This window comes from Gordonia sp. SGD-V-85 (genome assembly GCF_001456905.1).
GTDB classification, from domain to species: domain Bacteria; phylum Actinomycetota; class Actinomycetes; order Mycobacteriales; family Mycobacteriaceae; genus Gordonia; species Gordonia hongkongensis.
Genome location: NZ_LNQO01000006.1, coordinates 194827 through 217966, shown reverse-complemented (window position 1 = coordinate 217966; position 23140 = coordinate 194827). Strand labels below are relative to the sequence as shown.

Sequence of the window (23140 nt, the reverse complement as noted above, 5' to 3'; positions counted from 1 at the left end):
GGGGTCGGCGCTCAGAGGCCGAGGACAGCCTTGTCGATGATCTGGCGCTGGACCTCCGACGACCCGCCGTAGATCGTGACCTTGCGGTAGTTGAGGTAGGTCGGGGCGGCGAGCTGGGCCCATTCGGGGGCGCTCACCTCGGCGCTGCCATTCGGAGCCGAGGCGTCGAGCTGGGCGACCGGGAGCGAGTCGGGGCCCGCGATGTCGGCGAGGAGTTCCATGGCGGCCTGCTGCAACTGGCTGCCGGTCAGCTTGAGCAGCGACGATGCCGGGTTCGGCTTGCCGTCGGCCGACGAGGCGGCGACGCGCAGCTGGGTGAGCTCGAGGGCGAGCAGTTCGTTCTCGACCTCGGCCAGGCGGGCGGCGAACAGCGGATCGTCGAGGAGGGTGCCCTTGGCGGTCCGGGTCTGCTTGGCGAGTTCCTTGGCGCGGGCGAGCTTGGCCTTGGTGTAACCGACGCGGGCGATGCCGTTGCGCTCGTTGCCGAGCAGGAACTTCGCCTGGGTCCAGCCGCTGTTCTCCTCGCCGACCATGTTCTCGGCGGGCACGCGGACGTCGTTGAAGAAGACCTCGTTGACCTCGTAGCTGCCGTCGATGAGCTGGATCGGGCGGATCTCGACGCCCGGCGTGTCCATCGGGAACAGGAACATGCTGATGCCGGCCTGCTTCTTGACATCGGGGTTGGTACGCGCGAGGCAGAAGATCCAGTCGGCGAACTGTCCGAGTGTGGTCCAGGTCTTCTGTCCGTTGATCACGTAGTCGTCGCCGTCGCGGACCGCGCGGGTCTTCAGCGAGGCGAGGTCGGAGCCGGCCTCTGGCTCGGAGAAGCCCTGGCACCACCAGATGTCGAGGTTGGCGGTCTTGGCCAGGAAGCGTTCCTTCATCTCGTCGGAACCGAACTGGGCGATGACCGGGCCGATCATGCCGACGTTGAACGGCAGCATGTCGGGGACGAACGCGAGGCTCATCTCCTCGCGGTAGATGTGATGCTGGATCGGGGTCCAGTCCTTGCCGCCGTGCTCCACCGGCCAGCTGGGGGTGGCCACACCGTGCTCGTTGAGGATGCGCGTCGTGGTGACGAGGTCCTCGGGGTACTGGAGCTTGCCCTCTTCGCACCGCTTGCGGACGTCTTCGGGGACCTTGGCGAAGATGCTGCGCAACTCCTCGCGGAAGGCCTCTTCTTCAGGACTGAATTTCAGCTGCATGGGTTCTTCTCTACTCCTGTCGAGGGTGTCCGTACCCCGGGCGGTGTGGTCGAACTGGGGACCTCTGCCGTGTGCACCCAAGCTGGGGAAACCCAACCGAGCCACGAATGACTAAGCGCTTGCTTAGTGATAGGTTGCACTATGCCGCGCGGGCTGGATGCTGTCAATCACGGGCTCGTCGCGATGACCAGTCCGACCGTTCCGAGAAGGTGACCGTGGGCCCGTCTGCCGATCCGACGCCCGAAGTCCGGCCCGTGGCCGCCCGGGCCCGGCTCCTGCGCGCCGCCGTCGAGGCGTTCGCCGCCAAGGGGTTCAACGGGACGACCACGAGAGACATCGCCAACGGCGCGCAGATGAGTTCGGCGGCGGTCTACGTGCACTTCCGCTCCAAGGAGGAGCTGCTGTTCGAGATCTCCGACGCCGGGCATCGCGCGATTCTCGCGGCGATCGACGACGCCGACGATCCGTCGGCGTCCCCCGGCGACCGGCTGCGGGCGATCTTCCACGCCTTCACCGAGCACCACGCGCGCGAGCACGTGGGGGGTCGGGTGGTGAACTACGAACTCAACGCCCTCGCGCCCGACCATCTGGACACGGTGATGGCCATGCGTCGCGAGATCACCAGACGGGTGCGCGAGATCATCGAAGCCGGGATCGCATGCGGGGACTTCGATGTCGCTGACTCGCTCGCCACCACCAACGCGATGCTGTCCATGGGGATCGATGTCGCGCGCTGGTATCGCGACGGGGGGTCACTCTCGCCCGAGGAGATGGGGGGCTTCTACGCGGAGCTGGCCACGCGGATGGTGGGATGGCGACCGCCCGTCGGCGGGTGACTCAGCCCCTGCATGCCGGTTCCGGTTGCGACGGAGAGACTTCGACTGCGTTCCGGGCTGCGGATGCTGCCCGGCGGCGCACTGTCACCGCGAATACCGCCGCAATCATCACCATCGCGAGAACGTAACCGACGTAGCCGATGATGGTGTCGCGCAAACCGATGTGCGAGACGACGATCCCGGCGATCACGGCCGGGACGCTGAATGCGAGGTAGCTCGCCACGAACACCGACGAGAAGACCTGACCGCGCATCGCGGGAGGTGTCGCGGCGGTGATGTTGTCCATCGCGGAGAGGAAGGTGGCGGCCCAGCCCGAGCCGGCCACGATCGAACCGACGATGTAGAAGGGCAGGGATTCGATGAGGACCCCGGCCAGTGAGATCACCACGCCGGCGGCGAGTGCGGGAAATCCGTACGCAGCCTTGATCGTCGACGAGCGATCGGTGATGAACAGGGACGTGACGGCCGCGCAGGCGAAGAAGACGAACAGGATCGCGCCCGCCGCGCCGTGGTTGCCCACACCGAACACACGGGAGACCACCGACGACCCGAGCGAGAGATACAGGCCGCCGAGCGACCAGGTGGCGACGAGCGCGGGAACTGACGCCAGGAACACCGTGCGGACCTCGCGAGGCACGCGCACCTGCGGCGCGAGCGTGCCGGCCAGGTGCCGTCGAGAATCGAAGCCGATTCGCTCGCGGGTCTCCGGGACGACGAGAAGTGCGATCAGCAGTGCGGCGAACAGGCCGAGGATGATCTCGTAGATCAGCACGCGGGGTGCGGGTGCGTACTCGACGAGCACCCCGGCCACGGCGACGCCGCTCGCCAGGCCGACCGCCGGGGCTGCGCCGACGATCGTCGATCCGGCACGGGCCGAGGGCTGCAGATCGACCGTCGTCGCGGTCAAGGTGCCCATCGCCGCGCCGGTGGCCAGGCCTTGCAGGGCGCGCGCGGCGAGTAGGGTGCCGACGTCCTCGGCTACGACGAACAGCACCATGCTCGCGATGAGCAGGACGAGCGCGACGGCGAGGACAGGCCGCCGGCCGACATGATCGGACAGAGACCCGACCGTCAGGAGGCTCACCAGCATGGTCACCACGTACACCGCGAACACGAGCGTCAGTGTGAGCGCGGAGAATCCCCACAGTTCCTGATACACGGGGTACAGCGGCGACGGTGCCGCGGACGCGAACAGGACCATCATGTACGTCGCCGCGATCAGCCAGAACGCGCGATGTGGGTGCAGTGGCGCCACGAGGTCTCCTTAAAGCAAACAGGTTTGCATTCAGAAACTAGCCCGGACTGCGTTCCAAAAGCAATCAGCTTTGCAATAATGGCTTCCATGACGACGGCCCGCACCCCCGACAGCCCGATTTCTGGTGCTCCCGCCTCGCCGACCCGTCGTCCAGGTGGTCGTAGCGCGCGCGTGCAATCGGCGGTCTACACGGCAGTCGGTCAGCTCGTCGGGGCCGGACGCCGCGAGACGATGACGATCCCCGAGGTCGCCGAACTCGCCGGGGTGAATCCGACCAGCATCTATCGACGCTGGGGAACGATCGACGCGCTTCTCGGGGAGGTCGCCGTTGCGGCGTTGACGCAGGGCGAACCCCTGCCCGACACCGGCACTCTCGCCGAGGACCTGTCCGAGTGGGCGCAGATCATCGCCGCCGACATCGCACGCCCGAAGCGCCGCGCCTACCTTCGGGCCATGGTCGCCGCGCGCGAGGACATCGTCGAGGTCTGCCCCTGCTGGGAGATCCGGCGTGGGCACGCCGAACAGATGATCGCGCGGGCGCGGGACCGCGGCGAACCCACGCCGTCGGTCCGACAGGTGCTCGACCACGTGATCGCCCCGCTGTATCACCATGCGGTCTTCGGACTCGAGCTCGACGCCGATCATGCCGCCGGCCTGGTCGATGACGTCTTGTCGATGATCGGAGCTGCGCCGAGAAGGTAGGCCGAGACGATAGGGTCCCGGGAATGAAACACGTTCACGCGTTCACCGACGACGCACTCGGCGAGCACGACGCGGTCGGCGTCGCCCAGGCCATCGCATCCGGAGAGATCTCCGCTTCCGAGGCGGTCGAGGCCGCGATCGCGCGGATCGATGCCGTCAACCCGCACCTCAACGCCATCGCCTTCGACGATCGCGAGCGTGCGCGCAAACGCGCGGTCGACAACGACTTCCCGCTGGGATCGTTCATCGGGGTGCCGTCGATCATCAAGAACAACACCGACCTCGCGGGGCTGCCGACCTGTCACGGTTCGGCTGCGGTGCCCCAACGACCGGCGAAGGCCAACGAGGCGTTCACCAATCAGTTCCTGGCGAGCGGCGTCAATGTGGTCGGCGCGTCGACGATGCCGGCCTTCGGGCTGACCTCGACGACGGAGTTCGTCGACCGCGAGCCGACCCGCAACCCGTGGGACACCGACTACTCGTCGGGCGGCTCGTCCGGTGGTTCCGCGGCGCTCGTCGCGGCCGGTGCACTGCCGATCGCCCACGCCAACGACGGTGGCGGATCGATTCGCATCCCCGCCGCCATCTGTGGGCTGGTCGGACTGAAGCCGAGTCGCGGGCGCGTCGAGGCGTCGAAAGAGACACGGGACGCGCCGATTGACCTCGTGTCGAACGGGATCGTCAGCCGATCGGTGCGCGACACCGCCCGATTCCTCGCCGACACACAGGGTTTCCGGCCCGCGCCCGGGATGCCGCCGGTCGGGCTGGTCGAGGGGCCGGGGACCAAACGGCTCAAGATCGCGCTGATCACCGAGCCGCTGACCGGCTCGCTGCTCGACCGGGACACACAACGGTGTGTCACCGAGGCCGCCGAGCTGGTCGAGTCCCTCGGACATCGCACCGAGATGGTGCCGCTGCCGGTGGACCGGGACTACGTCCGGGACTTCATCGACTACTGGTCACTGCTCGCACTGGCGCTGGACCGATTCGGAAAACGGGTGGTCGACAAGGGCTTCGACCGTTCCCAGGTGGACTCGTTCACCCGTGGGCTCTCGCGCGGCGCGCTCCGGCACTTCTACCGGCTGCCCGGGGCGGTCCGCGGGCTGCGGAGGTCCACGGCCGCGATCCGCGGACTGCACGACACCTTCGACGTGGTCCTCAACCCGACCGTCGTCCACGCGACCCCGGAGATCGGATACCTCGATCCCGCACTCGACTTCGACGAGGCGATGGGCCGGCTGACCCGGTTCATCGCCTTCACCCCGGCCAACAACACCGCGGGCACCCCGGCGATCAGTCTGCCGCTGGGACAGACGGAATCGGGCATGCCCGTGGGCATCCACTTCGCGGCCGACCTCGGCCAGGAACGCACCCTCCTCGAGTTGGCCTTCGAACTCGAGGCGGCCCGGCCGTTCGCGCGGATTCAGGACGCCTGAGATACGTAATTCGTTCCCGCGGTGACGTTTCCGTCGCGCTTATTGGATCCTATAAGCACGACGGAAACTGCGCCGCGGGAGTGTTGGTCGGCCTGGGGACGCGCGACTGACCGAGATGCCGAACTCCGATAGTCTGCCCGGCAGCACCGAATGAGTTCAGTCGACGGGGGTGGGATGAACGGTCATGGGATGGCGCAAGAGTCCGAGACGATCAGCGCCGGACATTGTGGCGTCACGGTGGGCGGAAGTTATCGAAGGTCGTCCGCCGCATCCCGCTTCGCCGGCTACGTGACTACTGTTTCCGCGGTTGCCGGAATCGTCCTCTCCGGGCTGGCGTTTGTTCAACGGGCTCCGTCGGGTCGGGTGTCTGACGGATTCTGGACCGGACCACAATGGGCCGCAACAACACTCGTGCTCGGAGTATCACTCGGGTTGTCGCTCGTGATTGGTGTCGTACTGCTCAGCTTCGTCGGTCGCGGTCCGGCAATCGGGTCGGCCCTGGTCTCGGGGGTCTGCCTCGCCTATTCGGTCCGATCCGAGGCGGTCGATACCATCGCGGCGCTGACGGGAGGCCCGGGCGGACATGACGTGGTACGAACGGTCCTGGCGGCGTGGGCGTGCCTGCTCGTCGCCGCGGTCGCGGCGACGTTTCGACGAGATCGATTGTCTCTAAGAGAGGTCGGCGCAATCGCCGTTGTCGCTCTCGTCGTGACACTGGCGATCGGTCTCATGCCGTTCGAGCGCAGTGGAGCGACGGGGGCCGACGCCATTCGGATTCCCGAAGTGCCGCCTTCGGTCACCGGGGAACCAGCCTACCGAGTGGATGATGTCGATCCCTGGTCGATCACCCCGGCCGGCCCGGGCTTCGCCGCAGTCGTCGATGACATCCTGGTCGCCTACGACGGCACGACGGGCCGACCACGGTGGAGCCTCACTCCCGATGGCGTCGGAGCGGCGAATTGCGCTGAGCGAGGGTTCGATCGCGTCACCAGTACCGGAACGGGAACCGATTCAGTGGTCGTGGTCGGTTGTGACTACGCCCGCGCAGGGCGGGTGGGGTATTTCACGACCGGGATCGATGCGATGACAGGACAGGTCCTCTGGACCAACGATTCGCCGTGGATTCTGATTTCCGACGTACCACGCGCCGGACGCGTCGATCAGCCAGTGGCTGTGATCCGTGACGGCGAGATGGCAGTTCTCGAACCTCGGAGCGGAGAGGTCAGATGGCAGCGACGTGTGTCGCCGCCGACCGGACGTGATGAACCGAACCCGCATCCGCGCTCGGTCTTCGCTGCCGGTCATCATGTGGTCTATGTGACTCCTGACAGGGGTCATGTGAAGGTCGTTGTCTTCGACGCCCTGACCGGAGCGGATCGGACCCATCGCATCGCAATCACGGCGGCGGACGAGCGGTTCGACGTCAGCGTCGGCGAGACAGGCGACTCCGAGTTCGTGGCTCACCTGTGGGACCTCGATGACGTCCCCCGGGCATTGGTGGTCTCCATAGCGAACGGCGGACACGAGCCGGTGGACAGATGGTGGTGGGGTTCAGATGCTCGAGGGCGCCGGATGACGGGGATCCATGTGAACGCGCAGCCGTCCTGGGGTATGTACTTCGACCAGCCCGGGGCGGTAGTCATCGGACATCTGGATTCTCGCTCGTCGACCCGCGTCACGATCCCGAAAGGTACCGACTGGCCACGCGATCCGATCCCGGAGTCGCAGAGCTGGGTTCTTCTGCACGACTCCGTGGTGACGGCCCAACTGAAGCGACCTCTCGAGAACCAGGGGCGGTACGACCTGACGACGATCCACCCGGGCGGTTCGATCGCGTCCGTACCGTCGCCGTGCGGGCAGACGTTGGGTGGCGTCGTACCCGTTCCGGGAGCCGTGCTGGTCACATGCTTCGGCGATCCCGGTGATCTCAGCTCACCGGTGAGTGTGGCGGCACTTCGCCCGGATAGCTGAGCGTGCCCCCACAAATCCACCCCTGTTCCGCACACCCACCGCCTTGCAAGGCAGTGGGTTCACGGAACAGGGGTGGGTTTGCGAATGACCTAGTGCTGCACGGCCTTCTCGGCCCCGATGCCGGTGAGGGAGCGAACCTCCATCTCGGCGTTGCGTTCCGGGGTGCCGTTGTCCGACGGGCTGGTCAGCGTGCCGACGATGCCGAGGACGAAGGCCAGCGGGATCGAGATGATGCCCGGGTTGGCCAGCGGGAACCAGGCGAAGTCGGCGCCGGAGATCATGGCGGTCGACGACCCGGAGACGGCGGGGGAGAAGACGATCAGCACGATCGTCGAGATCAGGCCGCCGTACATGCTCCACAGGGCGCCGCGGGTGTTGAACCGCTTCCAGTAGAGCGAGTAGACGATCGTCGGCAGGTTCGCCGCCGCGGCGATCGCGAAGGCCAGCGCCACCAGGAAGGCGATGTTCTGGCCGTTGGCGAGGATGCCGAGCACGATGCTGACGATGCCGAGGACCACGACGGTGTATCGCGAGACGCGGACCTGGTCGGCCTCACTCGCCTTGTTGCGCTTGATCACCGAGGCATAGATGTCGTGGGCGAACGACGCCGACGCGGTGATGGCGAGGCCGGCGACCACGGCGAGGATCGTCGCGAAGGCGACCGCCGAGATGATGCCCAGCAGGACCACGCCACCGAGTTCGAACGCGAGCAACGGTGCGGCCGAGTTCTGTCCGCCGGCGGCGTCGAGGATCTTGTCCGGTCCGACCAGGGCGGCCGCTCCGTAACCGAGGACCAGGGTGAACAGGTAGAAGGCGCCGATGAGGGCGATGGCCCAGACCACCGACTTGCGAGCCTCTTTCGCGGTCGGCACGGTGTAGAACCGCATCAGCACGTGCGGGAGGCCCGCGGTGCCGAGGACGAGCGCGATGGCGAGCGAGATGAAGTTGATCTGGCTCGTCAGTGACCCGCCGTACTGGGCGCCGGGAGCGAGAACGTCACGCGCGGCGACCTTTTCGCTGGTCGAGTCGGTCACCGCGTCCTGCGCCGCACCGAGGATCGACGACAGGTTCATGCCGAACTTGGCCAGCACGATGACGGTCATGATGCCGGCGCCCGCGATGAGCAGGACGGCCTTGATGATCTGCACCCAGGTGGTGCCCTTCATGCCGCCGATGAGCACGTAGACGATCATCAGCGCACCGACGACGGCGATGACGATGGACTGGCCGAGGCGCCCCTCGATGTCGAGGAGCAACGCGACCAGGCCGCCGGCGCCGGCCATCTGGGCGAGCAGGTAGAACAGCGACACCGCGAGGGTGGAGATCGCCGCGGCCAGACGCACCGGGCGTTGCTTGAGACGGAAGCTGAGGACGTCGGCCATCGTGAACTTGCCGGTGTTGCGCAGCAATTCCGCCACGAGCAGCAGCGCGACCAGCCACGCGACGAGGAAGCCGATGGAGTAGAGGAAGCCGTCGTAGCCGTAGACCGCGATGGCGCCCGCGATACCGAGGAAGCTGGCCGCCGACAGGTAGTCGCCGGCAATGGCGACGCCGTTCTGCGGTCCGGAGAAGCCGCGGCCGCCGGTGAAGAAGTCGGCGGCGGTGCTGTTGTTCTTGCTGGCCTTGATGACCACGAACATCGTGACCGCGACGAACGCGGCGAAGATGGCGATGTTGGCGGCCGGGCTGCCGACGGTCGCCGCGAGGACGGTCACGTCGGTGGTGGGTACGGCAGTGGTGTTCACAGTGCGGGCCCGCCTTCCATCTCGTTGCGGATCGCCTCGGCCTTCGGGTCGAGATTGCGATTGGCGAAGCGTACGTACATGCCGGTGATGACGAAGGTGCTGACGAACTGCAACAGACCGAGGATCAGGCCGAGGTTGATGTTGCCCCAGACCTGGGTCGCCATGAAGTCATGGGCGAAGGCGCCGAGCAGCACGTAGAGGGCGTACCAGATCAGGAAGAACGCGGTCAGCGGGAAGACGAACTTCCGCAGCGTCCGCCGCAGCTCCTGGAACTCCGGACTGGCCTGCATCTCGATGAACTCTTCGCCGGTCGGCGCGTGTGGCGCCGGTGGTGGTTGGTCGACGGTCGACACGTTTCCTCCCAGGGTGACGTGGCCACATGTGTGATGGCTCTACGGAACTCAGCCTGAATGAGGTGCAGATCACAGACAATCGGGTGGCCTGGGTCACACGCCGAAACCCGCCGTCCGTGCGCCGGACGGTCGGTGAGATCCGACGAACGGCGAACGGTCACCTGTCCGAACGGTCAGGTCGTCCGCTCGTCCGGGGCCCGTCCCGGGGTGCGATCGAGCCCCATCCCGACTCGTTCCGGGACGTGCATCCGGGCAAAGGTCCGTGCGAGGTCGACGGGTACCCGTCCCCGGGTTGCCTTGCTGACCAGCACCATCGTGCCGAACGCGAGTGGGACCGTCACGGCGGCCGGGTAGCCGATCACGACCGCAAGCCACCCGCCCAGCACGTCGTCGTCGACGACCCCGGCGATCGCCAGCATCGTCGCCGACCCCGACGACGCGCCGCCGACGACGAGTCCGGCGATCGCGCCGACGGCCGTGAGTCCACGCCACCAGATCCCGAGGACCAGCAGCGGGCACAGCGTCGACGCGGCGACGGCGAACACCAACCCGACGGTCCGGGACAGTTCCAGGGACGCGGCGGCCAGCGACAAGCCGATCGGGATCAGTCCGCCGATGACCGCGGCCACCCGGAAGTCGCGCACCCGGCCGCGCAGCAGGTCGGTGGCGAGCGCCCCGGCGACCGACACCAGCAGTCCCGACGACGTGGCGAGGAAGGCGGCGATCGCCCCGGCGGCGACGAGCGCGGCCAGGATCTGACCGGCGATCCCGCCGACCGCCGCGCTCGGCAGCAACAGGACCGCGGCGTCGGCGGTGCCGGTGATCAGCAGTTCGGGGACATAGAGCCGTGCGAACACCCCCAGCAGGATGGGGAACAGGTAGAACAACGACAGCAGTGCGATGACGGCCAGCGCGGTTCGCCGCGCCGATCGCCCGTCGGGGTTGGTGTAGAAGCGCACCAGCACGTGGGGCAGACCCATCACGCCGAGGAACATCGCGATGATGAGCGACAGCACCTGGTACAGCGGGTGACTGCCGCCGAAGCCCCCGCCGGGGGCGATCCAGTCCGCGTTCTGTGCCGGCGCGCCCGCGACGACCGGGGTGGCCGCACCGGCGTCGAGGAAGATCGTCGAGCCCGCGGAGATGACGTGGGGTCCGGTGGTGTCCACCGGCGCGTCGTCGACGACGACCCCGTCCAGCGTCCCCGTGACCCGCACGCCGGTGGTCTCGGCGACGGTGACCGAGACGTCGGTGGTCACGTCGACGGTCGTCGCGGTGGTGATGCGCGGCGGCGCGGTTTCGCCGACGGGCGTGGGGTCCTGGGCGAAGACGCCGATCAGGACGAGCGCGGGAACCGCGATCGCGGTCAGCTTGAGCCAGTACTGGAAGGCCTGCACGAAGGTGATCGACCGCATGCCGCCGCCCACCACGTTCACGATCACGATCAGTCCGACGCCGACCACGCCTGCCCACACCGGTGCGCCGAGAAGGATGTTGAGGGTGAGTCCAGCGCCCTGGAACTGCGGGATCAGGTACAGCACGCAGACGACGACCACGACGAGCATCGCGGTCTTCCGTGCCGCCGGCGAGGCGAGGCGGAACTCGGCGAAGTCGGGCACCGTGTAGGCCCCGGAACGACGCAGGGGCGCGGCGACGAACAGCAACAGGCCCAGGTAGCCGGCGGTGAACCCGACGGGGTACCAAAGTGCGTCGGCGCCGTACTTCGCGATGAGGCCCGCCACGCCGAGAAACGATGCTGCCGACAGGTATTCACCGGACACCGCGGCGGCGTTCCAGCGTGAGCCGACCGACCGGGACGCCACCAGGAAGTCCGACGTGGTCCGTGAGAAACGCCCACCCCACGCGCCGACCGCGATCGTGGCGATGGCCGCGGCGAACAGGCCGATCGCGGTGAGGACGTGGACGTCGGTCGTCACGGCGGACCCGGTTCGGGCGCGTCGGACAGATCGTCATCCACGAGGCCCATGAAGTCGCGTTCGGCCTGCTCGGCGAGATGGACGTAGAGCCGTCCGGTCAGATACAGGAGTGGGAAGGCGAGCACTCCCAGCATCAGCCAGATGAGTCGAATCCCGAAGACGTCGGCGTCGGCGATCCCCGGAAACGCCCAGGCGGCAACGGGTATGGCGGCAGCAACGGTGAGCAGGGCACCCCCGAGCCGGAGGCCGAGACCGAGTTGGGCGCGCATGAGACCGCGGACGAGCGCGTCGCCGACCTCGGTCTGTTCCTGGACCTCGACGCGGGTGCGGACCATTCGCGCCCCGCGGCGGGAGGCGAGCACCACCCGTTCGCGCTGGGGCGGGTGCTCAGCCATCGTCCCGTGCGGTGGGGGAACGGTACTGGCGGAGCGGGTCCCGAATGAGACGATCCTTGAGTTCGCGGACCTGTCGGCGGCTCACGGGCAGCTCGACGGCCTCGGATGCGCCGTTCGCGCGGACACACACCACCGTGCCGCCGCCGACCGTCCGCAATCCGGTGACCATCGGCAGCGCGACGAGGTAGGACCGGTGTACCCGGGCGAATCCGGTTTCCTGCCAGCGGGATTCGAGCGTCGACAACGGGATGCGGACGAGATGTGCGCCCGAGTCGGCGTGCAGTCGGGCGTAGTCGCCGACGGCCTCGACCCAGGAGATCGAATCGCGCCGGACGAGCGAGGTCACGCCGCTCATCTCCACCGGGATGACCTCGTCCGATACGGCGCGGCGCTCCGGTCGAACGGTCGGTTGCGCGGGCTCGGGTGCACGCTCTCGACTGTCGAGGCTCGCGCGGACCCGGTCGACCGCCTGGGTGAGACGTTGTTCGCGTAGGGGTTTGAGCAGGTAGTCGACCGCTCCGACCTCGAAGGCGTCGACGGCCCGGTCGTCGTGGGCGGTGACGAACACGATCGCCGGGGGCGAGGCGTATTTCGCGAGGACGCCGGCGAGTTCGAGTCCCGACAGGCCGGGCATGTTGATGTCGAGGAAGATCGCGTCGATGCGGTGCTCGTTGAGTTCGCGGAGGGCGCCGGTGGCGTCGGACGCGGAGCGGACCTCGGCGACGTCGTCCTGCCGGTTCAACAGGTAGCCGAGCTCGTCGAGAGCTGGTGGTTCGTCGTCGACCGCGAGTACGACCAGTGCGGTCATGGAACACCTCCCGCCTCGACGACAGCCCGCAGTTTACCGCCTGGGAGTTCGGGCACCGCCGGAACTCGGGCGTTGCGTTTCACGCCCGGATGCCCGCGCGGAACTTCGGGACACGCATCCCCACCTTGGTGCCGGCGCCGACCGCCGTCTCGACGACGAGTCCGTAGTCGTTGCCGAACGCGGCGCGGAGCCGGTGGTCGACGTTGGTCAGGCCAACGTGGGCACCCTCGCTGTGGTCGAGGGCGTCGAGAGCGCCGCTGCGCAGGAGCTCCGGTTCCATGCCCACGCCGTCGTCCTCGACCGTGATGACACAGTCGGTGCCCTCGTCGGCCGCGACGATGGTGATGGTCCCGCCGCCCTTCGACGCCAGGCCGTGCCGGACGGCGTTCTCGACGAGCGGCTGCAACGCGAGGAACGGCACGACGACGTTCAGGACCTCCGGTGCGACATGCAGTTTGACGTCCAGGGCATTGCCGAAACGGGCTCGTTCGAGGGTGAGATAGCGGTCGATGTTCCGTAGCTCGTCGGCCAGCACGGTGTATTCGCCGGCGGCCCGGAAGGAGTATCGGGTGAAGTCGGCGAAGTCGAGGACGAGATCGCGCGCCCGGTCGGGGTCGGTCCGCACGAACGAGGCGATGGTGTTGAGCGCGTTGTAGATGAAGTGCGGACTGATCTGCGCGCGCAGGGCGAGGACCTCGGCGCGGTTGAGCCGTGCGCGAGAGGCGTCGAGGTCGGCGAGTTCGATCTGGCTCGACGCGTACCGCGCGACTTCGGCGATGGCGCCGAGCATCCCGGGTCCGGGGCGTCGCGTGGTGGCGACCACGAGGACCCCGACTCCGACGTCGTCGGCGAGGAGCGGCTGGGCCACCAGCGCGCGCACGGGCGACTCGGCGCCGCTGGGGTCGGTGAGCAGGACGCGCCGGAGGTCACCCAGCGCGGACGACGCCGCACGGTCGGCGTGACCGAGCATCTCGGCGTCCCAGATGGCCTCGCCGTCCGGCTCGTGGGCCAGGCGGCTCGGTTCGCCGTCGTACAGTGCGACCGCTTCGGCGCCGGTCAGGGTGTGCAGGTGCGGCAGTGCTTCGCGAGCCGACTCCGCCGACAGTCCGGTGCGCAGTGAGCGGGCGGCGAGCGAAGCGGTGTGCAGGGCCAGATGAACTGCCCGCTCGGCCGGGGTCCGCACGACGCGACGGGTGCGGATCAGCGCGACTGCGCCGACGCACGCGAGCACGCCGAGGAGAACGAGAGCGATGGTCACGCCGCTAGACATCGATGCCCCGATCGGCGTCCGTGGTGTGCGGCAACGACGACACGGCGAGGTCGATGAGGGTGTGCCGGTCGGCGTGCCACTTGTCGGGCGGCAGATGGCCGTGGGTGTCGAGGTCGGTGAGGCCGTGGGCCGCCGCGAAGAGCAGCGCTGCGTGGTGTCGCGCGGCATCGGCACCGACGATGCGACTCACGAGGGACACCAGGCCGTCCTGAGCGCGTGCCGCTGCGGGGATCGCCGGCGCGCCTGCCGGGGTTGCGAACATGAGCCGGTACAGGTGTGGCCGGTGCACGCCGAGGTCGGACAGCGCGTGCAGGGCCGATCGGACGGCATCCTCGGGCGACGGTTTCGGGTCGGCGGCGATGGCGTCGAGACCGTCCGCGACGACCGCCCATGCGTCGGTGGCGAGGGCCGCCAGCAACTCCTCTTTCCCGATGAAGTGGCGGTAGGCGGCCGAGCGGGAAACCCCGGCGCCACTGCCGACTTCGCGTAGGGTCACCGCCTCCGGCCCGCCGTGGTCGAGAAGTGCCGACGCCGCGGCCAGTAGTGCCTGCCTGGTGTGTGCCGCGCTCTCCGCTCTCGTGGTCATCACCCGACCCTACAGTTGACATCGTCAACCGAATGGCGTCTTCTTGTGTTGACAACGTCAACTCAAACGGCGGGAGCCGCTATGACTCGACCACTCACCCCGAATCCGGACTGGACGCTGGTCATGACGGGAGCCACCCGCGGGCTCGGTCTGGTCGCCGCCCGGTCCATCGTGTCGACGGACCGGTCATGTCATCTCGTGGTACTCGCTCGCGGCGGCGGACCCGCGGGATTCGTCGACGGCTTCGGCGAGGGCGCCGGGCGCGTCATCGCCGTCGACACCGATCTCGCCGACACCGCCGGGACGATGAGGGCGGCGGCGGAGATCCGGCAGATGCTCGACGACGCGACGTTGCCGCCGCTGCGCGGGCTGGCGGGCAACGCGGGCATCCAGTACCTCGACGACGAGCACGTCACCGCCGACGGACTGGAGGCGACCTTCGCGGTCAACGTACTCGCGAACCACCTGCTGATCGGTGAGCTCGTCCGACATCTGACCCGTGGCTCCCGGATCACCATCACGGTGAGCGACACGCACTTCGGCGATCTCCGGCACAACCTCGGGATGGTACCCGCGCCGCGGTGGACGAGCCCGGCACGCATGTCCCGCCCGGGTGCGTTCGGGCGTTCGAGTCCGGCCGCCGGCCGCACCGCGTACTCGACCAGCAAACTGGCGGCCATCCATCTCGTCCACGAGTGGGCACGCCGGCTCCCCGACGGCGTCGAGATCGTCTCGTACAACCCGGGTTACGTGCCCGGTACGGACCTGGCCCGGGCGGCGAGCGCACCGCAGCGTCTCGCGAACAGATGGGTCCTGCCGGGTCTGACCCTGGTCGGCCCGTTCGATCGGGTGCCGACGGCCGGTCGACGCCTCGCCGAAACGATTCTCGTTGTACCGCAGGCGGACACCGGTGCCTACATCGATCGCGGACGGGTGTCGGAGTCATCCGCGGACAGTCGTGACCCCGATCGTGAGCGCGACCTGTGGGATCACCTGGAGTATCTGCGCGTGGAGACGTTCCGGCGTCAGTAGGTCGCCCACTCGCCCTGTGCGTACCGGAGAATACGCGGGTCCATGAGGGTCGACGGCGGCAGATCCAGTCGCTGCCGATCCAGTGGGAAAACCGTTGCTGCTGCCAACTGTTCAGGACTGAGGAACCGGAGGGGTCCGGGTGCCGCCACGGTCGGGGTCACCCTGCCCCCGGCGCCGGCCAGGTGGAATCCCCAGTCGCCGAAGGCCGGTACGTCGACGTGGTACGGGGTCGGGTCCAGTCCGGCCGCGCGCATGGTCGAGGCCACGCACCAGAACGACTTCGGCGCGAAGTACGGGGACCCGGCCTGGACCACGGTGCGGCCCGCCTCGGCGAGATGCGCCCGGACCATCGCGTAGAACTCGGTGGAGTACAGCTTCGCGGTGGCCGAGTCGTCGGGGTCGGGCATGTCGACGATGATGACGTCGAACCGGCGGTCGGTGCCGCGCAGCCAGGAGAAGGCGTCGGCGGCGATCACCTCGGCTCGGGGGTCGGTCATCGATCCCCGGTTCAAGGTGGTGAGACGCTCGTCGGTCCGGGCGAGTCGGATCATCTCCGGGTCGAGTTCGACGAGCGTGACGTCGCGGGCGTCGGGGTAGGTGAGCACCTCGCGGAGCGCGAGTCCGTCACCGCCGCCGAGGATCAGCACGGAGTCGTGGTTCCCGGACATCGCCGGATGCACCAGCGTCTCGTGGTAGCGATGCTCGTCGACCGAGGAGAACTGCAGGTCGCCGTTCAGGTACAGGCGGGTGTCGGCCGTTGCGCCGAAACGGTTCTCGGTGATGACGATGTCCTGGTACGCACTACGTTCGGCGGCGACGATGGGATCGCGGTACAGCGCTTGGCGTGCGGTGATCTCGAAGCGGCCGGACAGCAGCATGCCGGCGATCAGGACGGCGACGACGGCGACGGCCGACGCGGAGAGGACACCCATCTGGGTGCGCGACAACGACTTGCGGAAGATGACGAAGACGAGGAAGCAGCCGGCCGCGGCGTTGACCAGCCCGACCACCAGAGCACCCCGCAATTGGCCGAAGAACGGCAGCAACAGGAACGGGAAGCACAGGCCGCCGATGAGGGCGCCGATGTAGTCGACCGCGAACATGTCGGCGACCGCCGAACCCGCCTCCTGGCGTCGAATCCGTTGCAGCAGAACCATCAGCAGCGGGATCTCGGCACCGATCAGGATGCCGAGCACGAAGGCCACCAGGACGAGGGCGGGCGTGTACAACTCCAGGTAGGCGAACGCCGCGTAGAGCGCCATCACCGACAGTCCGCCGATGAGGGCGAGCAGCAGTTCGATGACCGCGAAGGCCGTGACCGATTGTGGCTGGAGCGGTTTCGCGGCGAGTGACCCGATGCCCATCGCGAAGACCATGACCGCGAGGACGATCGACGCCTGCGTCGCGGTGTTGCCGATCAGGAACGAGCCGAGCGAGACCAGCGCGAGCTCGTACACCAACCCGCAGGCGGCGCAGACGAAGACGACGGCCAGCAGTCCGGCGCGGGCGAATCGCGGTCGCATCGCCAGCGCGTCCGGAACGGGTTCGGTCGTCACCGGTTCGGCGTCGGCGGCAGCGGAGTCGTGACCGGTCACGGACAAGCGGGGGAGTGCGGGAACCCGGTCACAGGATGGAGGCGGCCACGATGATCGACACCCCGATGTGTGCGACGCCCTGCACCCACACCGCCGGGTGGCTCTCCGGGTGGACCAGCAACTCGCCGAGATTGCCGGGGGTCAGCAGGTCGATGACGAGGAAGGTCACCGCCATCACGACCAGGCCGATCGCCGAGTACACCGCGGTGTAGGTGAGCCCCTCGAGCAGTCGTCCCTCGCTCGCGACGATGGCGGCGGTGACGATCACGGCGACGGCGAGCATGTTGGAACCCACCAGGATGCCGGCGTTGCGGTTGCGGTCCGTCCACAGCTGCGAACGGAGCTTCCCGGGCGTGAGCAGGTCGAGGATGCCGAACGAGATGATCATCAGGATCACGCCGACACCGGCGTAAGCGCCTGCAGCGTAGGCGTTCTCAGCGATATCAGCGAGCATGGTCTTCTCCGTTGATTGGTCGGACGAATTCGATGGCACGTGCCGGACGGACGACGATCATTTACCGCCACCACCGCTCCCGCCGCCGCGGTTTCCGCTGCCGCTACCCGCGTAGCGGGGGGTCGGGACCCAGAACGCGCCGACGTAGGGGTGGTAGTGGTGATACCCCGACCGGTAATCCCGGCTGAGCATCACCCGGGTGGCGCCGGCCGCCAGCGGGAACAGGCCGACGAGGTAGTCGGGGTATTGGAGGAACTGCGTGCCGGCGATGTTGCCCGTGCCGGTGGCGCCGCTCCGCTGGTCGCTGGGACGTTCGGCGTCGCGGATCTCGGCCGCCACCTGCTCCGGGGTCCCGTTGGCGACATAGGCGTCGACGTCGCCCTCGTCGAGGGAGGTGTCGCGCTCGTAGTTCTGCGTGATGTAGTCGCGCGCCGACCCCCCGATGCCGCCGCCACGGGCAACTCGCGCGGTGCAAGCACCGATCAGCGCGAAGATGGTGAGCACGACGATCACGCCGATGATGATGTTGCGGGTCTTGTTCAGACGGCGGCGCGGGTCCGGTGGGCCGCCGGGCGGTGGTTGCCCGGTCATGGGCGGGCCACCGGACCGCGGTCGATCCTGCTGGAGGTGATCACGACCTCGGCGGCCTCGGGATAGGTGTGCCAGGTGCGCCAGCTGATGGAGTCATCGGTGGACTCCGACACGATCGCGGTGACGGCGTGCGGCTCCCCCGGGAAGCGACCCATCACGCACGGATGTCCGGTGGCCAGCTGTTCGGTGACGCGAACGCTCAGCTGTTCGACGAGTGCGGCGAGCTGGTCGGGATTGACATGTTCGACACGGGAACTGAAGTAGTAACCGCTCTCCTGGAAACTCTCCGGCAGTGCCGAGGTCACCTCCGGCAGGCAGGCGACGGTCTCGCAGATCCGCTGCACCCCGTCCTCGACGAGTACCTGATGGCTCGCGCCGAGCAGCCGCACCGACACCCTGATGCCGTCGATCTCGCGATCCTCTTGTGCCAGGGGCTCCTGCAAGGGTGCGCTCAGCGAGAAGCCGAGCTGGCTCGCGCTGGTGTCGGCGTAGGCCACCGCGAGTTGCGCGGCGGGGTCGCCGGGATGTTCGGAATTCTCGGTCATGCGGTGTGGGGTCTCCGTGCTCAGGGCGTCGTGTGGATGGGCGGGCGTCGGGGCCGCCGTCAGGGTGTTTCCGGAGCCGGGTTGGTGGGGTAGATGCGGTAGTCCGCGCGGGACAACAGTTCGCCGCGGGCGCATTCCCAGCCGCTGCCGTAGTCCTCGAAGGACAGACGGTCGTCGCCGGCCTGGTAGTCGTGATAGGCCATCCGGCCCGAGGTCGCGACGCCGGTGGTCCCCGCGGAGGTGAAACGCGCCGAGCCCGCCTCCTCCGACTGGTATCGACGCCCCTCGAGCTCCACGGTGTCGGGGCCGGGGGTGACGGCGGCACCGGGTACCTCGTGCCACAGCACGACCTCGAGGTCGGGATCGTCCTCGACCGAGACCCAGGCCTTGGACCCGACACCGGTGTCGAGGAAGTTCTCGGTCCAGGTGTAGCCGTCCTGCGTCAGGCGCAGGGTGCCCCGGACCGCGTAGGTCTGACCGCGCAGTTCGACGAGGTCGCCGGGTTTGAGATCGCGGGGGTCGCCGTAGACGGAGTCGTCGTCAGCAGACGAGAAAGGATCGCCGGGGCGATAGGTCCGCTCACGCAGGGCGTCCTGCTCGGCCTGCCGGGCCCGCCGATTGCCCAGGAAGTTGAAGATGACGACCACCGCGATGATCGCCAGCAGCGCCACGATGATGATCAGCAGGAATTCCACGGTTGTAGACCCTAGTCGACCGGCGGCTTGCGGGACGTCGGTCGTCGGGGGTGCGAATGACCGTGACCGCCTCACCGCCCTCCGGCGTCGACGGCGTGCAGCTCCGCGATCACCGGGGCGAAACCCTCGAGCGCGGGTTCGAGCACGGTGAGATAGCTGATCCCGGTCCGCTCCCGGAGGTCGACGAGGCGGGCGGCGATGTCGGAGACCGATCCGATGAGCACCGACGGCAGGCCCAGGAACTCCTGAGCGCTCATCGACAGTTCGTGATTCGCGATGAGCTCGTCGGCCACCGCCGTCGGATCATCGGTCACGGTGACGATCTGTAGCAGGAGGTTCCACTCCACCTCGACGGCGCGGTCCCCGGCCGCGGCGCGTGCGAAGCCCACCCGTTCGTCGAAATCGCCGGCGGACAGCGGTTCCAGATCGCCGTCGGGTCCCGTTCGGGCCGCGGTGAACCCGACGATGTCGGCGTGTTCGGCGGCCATCGTCAGCACGCGGTCGCCGTTGCCGGCGAGCAGGAGCGGAATCCTCGGCTGCACGGGTCGGGGCTGATGATCCTCGTCGGCGAGCAGCTCTGTCACGCGGGCGGCGGTCGCCGACAGGTGATCGACGCGCCGGCCCGCGGACCGGTATTCGATCCCCGCTGCGTCGAACTCCTCCCGGGCGTAGCCGGTGCCCAGTCCGAGTTCCACGCGGCCGTCGGACAACCGGTCGACGGTGGCGGCGTCCCGGGCGAGCAGCGCGGGGTTGGTGAACGCGGCGTTGAGGACGAACGGGCCGACGCGCAGGCGTTGCGTCGCGGTGGCCGCGACGGCCAGTGCCGGCCACGGGCTCGGGATGCCCAGGTGGTCGGGGACGAGCAGGACGTCGTAGCCGAGTTCCTCGACCGATCGGGCACGCGTCTGCCACGACGACGCGGTGTCGGCCGCGAGCATGTTGACCCCGAACCTGAACTCCCTGGAGGCGAGTGACATGTCCTCAACGTAGTCAGCGTCGCGGCGGCCGACCACGCAGCCGACCGGGACACCTGATCCAGCCTTGCACTCGCACTGGTCGAGTGCTAAAAACGAGGTTGGCACTCGCGAGCTGTGAGTGCCAGGTCGGGACGGTGAGGCCGGTACCGAATGACACACCGGTCGTCCGTCGCGGGCACCGAGTTCCGGCCATACGAACCTAGTGTCACCCCCTTCGGAGGATCACTTACCCATGGCCAAGCAAATTGCGTTCGACGAAGAGGCCCGTCGCGGCCTCGAGCGGGGCCTCAACAGCCTTGCCGACGCCGTCAAGGTGACGTTGGGACCCAAGGGTCGCAACGTCGTCCTGGAGAAGAAGTGGGGCGCCCCCACGATCACCAACGATGGTGTGTCCATCGCCAAGGAGATCGAGCTGGAGGACCCGTACGAGAAGATCGGCGCCGAGCTGGTCAAGGAAGTCGCCAAGAAGACCGACGATGTCGCGGGCGACGGCACCACCACCGCCACCGTTCTCGCCCAGGCTCTCGTCCGTGAGGGTCTGCGCAACGTCGCCGCCGGCGCCAACCCGCTGGGTCTGAAGCGCGGCATCGAGAAGGCCGTCGAGGCCGTCACCGAGTCGCTGCTGAAGAGCGCCAAGGAGGTCGAGACCAAGGAGCAGATCGCTGCCACCGCCGGTATCTCGGCCGGCGACGCCTCGATCGGCGAGCTCATCGCCGAGGCGATGGACAAGGTCGGCAAGGAAGGCGTCATCACGGTCGAGGAGTCCAACACCTTCGGCCTGCAGCTCGAGCTCACCGAGGGCATGCGCTTCGACAAGGGCTACATCTCGGGTTACTTCGTCACCGACGCCGACCGCCAGGAAGCCGTCCTCGACGACCCGTACATCCTGCTGGTCTCGGGCAAGGTCTCGACCATCAAGGACCTGCTGCCGCTGCTGGAGAAGGTCATCCAGGCCGGCAAGCCGCTGCTGATCATCGCCGAGGACGTCGAGGGCGAAGCTCTCTCGACCCTCGTCGTCAACAAGCTCAAGGGCACCTTCAAGTCCGTCGCCGTCAAGGCCCCGGGCTTCGGTGACCGCCGCAAGGCCATGCTGGCCGACATCGCCATCCTCACCGGTGGCGAGGTCATCAGCGAAGAGGTCGGCCTCTCGCTCGAGGGCGCGGGCATCGAGCTGCTCGGTACCGCTCGCAAGGTCGTCGTGACCAAGGACGAGACCACCATCGTCGAGGGCGCGGGCGATCCCGACGCCATCGCCGGTCGTGTCGCCCAGATCCGCGGCGAGATCGAGAACAGCGACTCCGACTACGACCGTGAGAAGCTGCAGGAGCGTCTGGCCAAGCTGGCCGGCGGTGTTGCGGTCATCAAGGCGGGCGCGGCCACCGAGGTCGAGCTCAAGGAGCGCAAGCACCGCATCGAGGACGCCGTCCGCAACGCGAAGGCTGCCGTCGAAGAGGGCATCGTCGCCGGCGGTGGCGTGGCCCTGCTGCAGTCGGAGCCGGCCATCGACGCACTCTCGCTCGAGGGTGACGAGGCCACCGGCGCCAACATCGTCAAGGTCGCCCTGTCGGCTCCGGCCAAGCAGATCGCGATCAACGCCGGCCTCGAGCCGGGCGTCGTCGCCGACAAGGTCCTCAACTCGCCCACCGGCACCGGCCTCAACGCCGCCACCGGTGTGTACGAGGACCTGCTCAAGGCCGGCATCAACGACCCGGTGAAGGTCACCCGCTCGGCGCTGCAGAACGCAGCCTCGATCGCGGCTCTGTTCCTCACCACCGAGGCCGTCGTCGCCGACAAGCCCGAGAAGAACGCCGCACCGGCCATGCCGGGTGGCGACGAGATGGGCGGGATGGGCTTCTGATCTCCTGATCAGATCCCTGCGTCCACTCACGCAGCACCAACCGAAGGCCGGTCACCCAAGCGGGTGGCCGGCCTTCGGCGTTCCGAGCACGGCTTCGGCGACTTCCTGCGACCACTGGACATACTCGAGGACCGCACCGTCGGGATGGCGAAGGTAGGCGAATCGTCCAGTCGCGCTCTCGGATCCGGCTCCGCCGCTGACCTGCGAGATCAAGGCGTCGAGATCGTCGACGATGACCGGTCCGACGGTCGACCGGTAGGCCTCGACGTCGTCGTCGGCTCCCGCGATGAGGAGGAAGTCGCCGACGGCGGCGAGTTCGGCCCTCTCGAAAGCGAATCGGAGATCGGCCGATGCACCGACGATCGTCTCGTACAGCGGAAGCGACTCGTCGAGGTCGGCGACGAATATCCTGGCGTAGGTCTTCAGCACTCGCATCGACCCCACGCTAGGAGCGCAGGCGGATGAGCGGCAGTACGCACTTCGAGGTGAGCGGGGACGCCGCGCCGTCGTCCGAGGCCGAAGAGCGCGCCCGGCAACTCGCGCGGTCGGTGTTCGCCGTCGTGTCGACGAAATGGGGTCTGACCGTCCTCGAGGAGGTCCGGCAGCGTCCCCGCCGGTTTCGTGAGTTGAAGCGGTCGATCGGGACGATCAGCGACAAGGTGCTCACCCAGACGCTGCGCGATCTCGAGGCGCACGGCCTGATCCATCGGCACGACCATCGCAGCGCGAATCCGCGGGTGGACTACACCCTGTCGGATGCCGGCCGCGACCTCGTCTCGACGGTCCACGGCCTGTGCGACTGGTCGCGAACGCATCTCGACGACCTGCTCGACGCGCCTGGGGCGGCTGATCGGGTGTGACGCACTCCGGGAACGTTCTCGATCCGCGAGGTGT

Annotated in this window: 23 protein-coding genes; 7 read left to right on the top strand and 16 right to left on the bottom strand. The window is 68.1% G+C overall.

Features of this window, described 5'->3' with window-relative positions:
- Positions 1-11: 11 nt before the first annotated feature.
- Positions 12-1205: an acyl-CoA dehydrogenase family protein gene (locus AS181_RS09510; RefSeq protein WP_058251335.1), complete on the bottom strand. Its 1194-nt coding sequence runs from the start codon at positions 1203-1205 to the stop codon at positions 12-14.
- A gap of 209 nt (positions 1206-1414) precedes the next feature.
- On the opposite strand from AS181_RS09510, the gene AS181_RS09505 reads away from it, so the two are divergent.
- Complete coding sequence (locus AS181_RS09505) at positions 1415-2041, top strand: TetR/AcrR family transcriptional regulator (protein ID WP_058251334.1); 627 nt, start codon at positions 1415-1417, stop codon at positions 2039-2041.
- Between the two features lies 1 nt (position 2042).
- On the opposite strand, the gene AS181_RS09500 is transcribed toward AS181_RS09505, so the two are convergent.
- A complete protein-coding gene (locus tag AS181_RS09500; RefSeq protein ID WP_058251333.1) occupies positions 2043-3296 on the bottom strand; it encodes an MFS transporter in 1254 nt (417 codons plus the stop codon).
- An 87-nt stretch (positions 3297-3383) separates the two neighbouring features.
- Here AS181_RS09500 and AS181_RS09495 point away from each other — a divergent pair, with 87 nt between their 5' ends.
- The 3 genes from AS181_RS09495 to AS181_RS09485 all read left to right on the top strand — a co-directional run bounded on the left by AS181_RS09495 (position 3384) and on the right by AS181_RS09485 (position 7405).
- Positions 3384-3998 carry a TetR/AcrR family transcriptional regulator gene (locus AS181_RS09495; protein ID WP_068970598.1) on the top strand — a complete coding sequence of 205 codons (615 nt, stop codon included), beginning with the start codon at positions 3384-3386 and terminating at the stop codon, positions 3996-3998.
- Positions 3999-4021: 23 nt separating this feature from the next.
- Positions 4022-5434, top strand: a complete 1413-nt coding sequence (locus tag AS181_RS09490) for an amidase (protein WP_058251331.1) — start codon at positions 4022-4024, stop codon at positions 5432-5434.
- 588 nt (positions 5435-6022) lie between these two features.
- Complete coding sequence (locus tag AS181_RS09485; protein ID WP_165630640.1) at positions 6023-7405, top strand: outer membrane protein assembly factor BamB family protein; 1383 nt, start codon at positions 6023-6025, stop codon at positions 7403-7405.
- 89 nt (positions 7406-7494) lie between these two features.
- Here the strand turns inward: AS181_RS09485 and AS181_RS09480 are convergent, their stop codons facing one another.
- The 7 genes from AS181_RS09480 to AS181_RS09450 form a co-directional block, all read right to left on the bottom strand.
- Positions 7495-9120 carry a solute symporter family protein gene (locus AS181_RS09480; protein ID WP_058251428.1) on the bottom strand — a complete coding sequence of 542 codons (1626 nt, stop codon included), beginning with the start codon at positions 9118-9120 and terminating at the stop codon, positions 7495-7497.
- A 26-nt stretch (positions 9121-9146) separates the two neighbouring features.
- Positions 9147-9503 carry a DUF485 domain-containing protein gene (locus AS181_RS09475; RefSeq protein ID WP_058251329.1) on the bottom strand — a complete coding sequence of 119 codons (357 nt, stop codon included), beginning with the start codon at positions 9501-9503 and terminating at the stop codon, positions 9147-9149.
- A 173-nt stretch (positions 9504-9676) separates the two neighbouring features.
- The gene (locus tag AS181_RS09470) at positions 9677-11440 is read right to left on the bottom strand and encodes a sodium/solute symporter (RefSeq protein ID WP_058251328.1); all 1764 of its coding nucleotides are present in this window, start codon (positions 11438-11440) and stop codon (positions 9677-9679) included.
- Positions 11437-11835 carry a hypothetical protein gene (locus tag AS181_RS09465; protein ID WP_058251327.1) on the bottom strand — a complete coding sequence of 133 codons (399 nt, stop codon included), beginning with the start codon at positions 11833-11835 and terminating at the stop codon, positions 11437-11439. The genes AS181_RS09470 and AS181_RS09465 overlap by 4 nt, the downstream gene beginning before the upstream one ends.
- Complete coding sequence (locus AS181_RS09460; protein ID WP_058251326.1) at positions 11828-12643, bottom strand: LytR/AlgR family response regulator transcription factor; 816 nt, start codon at positions 12641-12643, stop codon at positions 11828-11830. Before AS181_RS09460 ends, AS181_RS09465 begins: the two co-directional genes overlap by 8 nt.
- Before the next feature lie 79 nt (positions 12644-12722).
- Positions 12723-13913 (bottom strand): sensor histidine kinase, encoded by a 1191-nt coding sequence (locus tag AS181_RS09455; protein ID WP_058251325.1) that lies wholly within the window; start codon positions 13911-13913, stop codon positions 12723-12725.
- Entirely contained in the window at positions 13906-14499 is a 594-nt protein-coding gene (locus tag AS181_RS09450) for a TetR/AcrR family transcriptional regulator (RefSeq protein WP_058251324.1), read from the bottom strand. The genes AS181_RS09455 and AS181_RS09450 overlap by 8 nt, the downstream gene beginning before the upstream one ends.
- Before the next feature lie 81 nt (positions 14500-14580).
- On the opposite strand from AS181_RS09450, the gene AS181_RS09445 reads away from it, so the two are divergent.
- Positions 14581-15531: an SDR family NAD(P)-dependent oxidoreductase gene (locus AS181_RS09445; protein ID WP_058251323.1), complete on the top strand. Its 951-nt coding sequence runs from the start codon at positions 14581-14583 to the stop codon at positions 15529-15531.
- Here the strand turns inward: AS181_RS09445 and AS181_RS09440 are convergent.
- The 6 genes from AS181_RS09440 to AS181_RS09415 form a co-directional block, all read right to left on the bottom strand.
- On the bottom strand, positions 15525-17054 hold the full coding sequence (locus AS181_RS09440) for a polyamine aminopropyltransferase (RefSeq protein ID WP_058251427.1): 1530 nt from the start codon (positions 17052-17054) through the stop codon (positions 15525-15527). The genes AS181_RS09445 and AS181_RS09440 overlap by 7 nt on opposite strands.
- A 100-nt stretch (positions 17055-17154) precedes the next feature.
- A complete protein-coding gene (locus AS181_RS09435) occupies positions 17155-17580 on the bottom strand; it encodes a DUF350 domain-containing protein (protein WP_058251322.1) in 426 nt (141 codons plus the stop codon).
- A gap of 57 nt (positions 17581-17637) precedes the next feature.
- The gene (locus AS181_RS09430) at positions 17638-18171 is read right to left on the bottom strand and encodes a DUF4247 domain-containing protein (RefSeq protein ID WP_058251321.1); all 534 of its coding nucleotides are present in this window, start codon (positions 18169-18171) and stop codon (positions 17638-17640) included.
- A complete protein-coding gene (locus tag AS181_RS09425; protein WP_058251320.1) occupies positions 18168-18716 on the bottom strand; it encodes a DUF2617 family protein in 549 nt (182 codons plus the stop codon). Before AS181_RS09425 ends, AS181_RS09430 begins: the two co-directional genes overlap by 4 nt.
- A 59-nt stretch (positions 18717-18775) precedes the next feature.
- A complete protein-coding gene (locus AS181_RS09420; protein WP_058251319.1) occupies positions 18776-19411 on the bottom strand; it encodes a DUF4178 domain-containing protein in 636 nt (211 codons plus the stop codon).
- Between the two features lie 71 nt (positions 19412-19482).
- Positions 19483-20388, bottom strand: coding sequence for a TIGR03621 family F420-dependent LLM class oxidoreductase (locus tag AS181_RS09415; protein WP_058251426.1), 906 nt, complete (start codon positions 20386-20388; stop codon positions 19483-19485).
- A gap of 232 nt (positions 20389-20620) precedes the next feature.
- Here AS181_RS09415 and groL point away from each other — a divergent pair, with 232 nt between their 5' ends.
- A complete protein-coding gene (groL, locus tag AS181_RS09410) occupies positions 20621-22246 on the top strand; it encodes a chaperonin GroEL (protein WP_058251318.1) in 1626 nt (541 codons plus the stop codon).
- Between the two features lie 51 nt (positions 22247-22297).
- Here groL and AS181_RS09405 read toward each other — a convergent pair whose 3' ends face one another.
- On the bottom strand, positions 22298-22681 hold the full coding sequence (locus AS181_RS09405) for a VOC family protein (protein WP_058251425.1): 384 nt from the start codon (positions 22679-22681) through the stop codon (positions 22298-22300).
- Positions 22682-22707: 26 nt separating this feature from the next.
- On the opposite strand from AS181_RS09405, the gene AS181_RS09400 reads away from it, so the two are divergent.
- Positions 22708-23106, top strand: coding sequence for a winged helix-turn-helix transcriptional regulator (locus AS181_RS09400; RefSeq protein WP_058251317.1), 399 nt, complete (start codon positions 22708-22710; stop codon positions 23104-23106).
- Positions 23107-23140 lie beyond the last annotated feature (34 nt).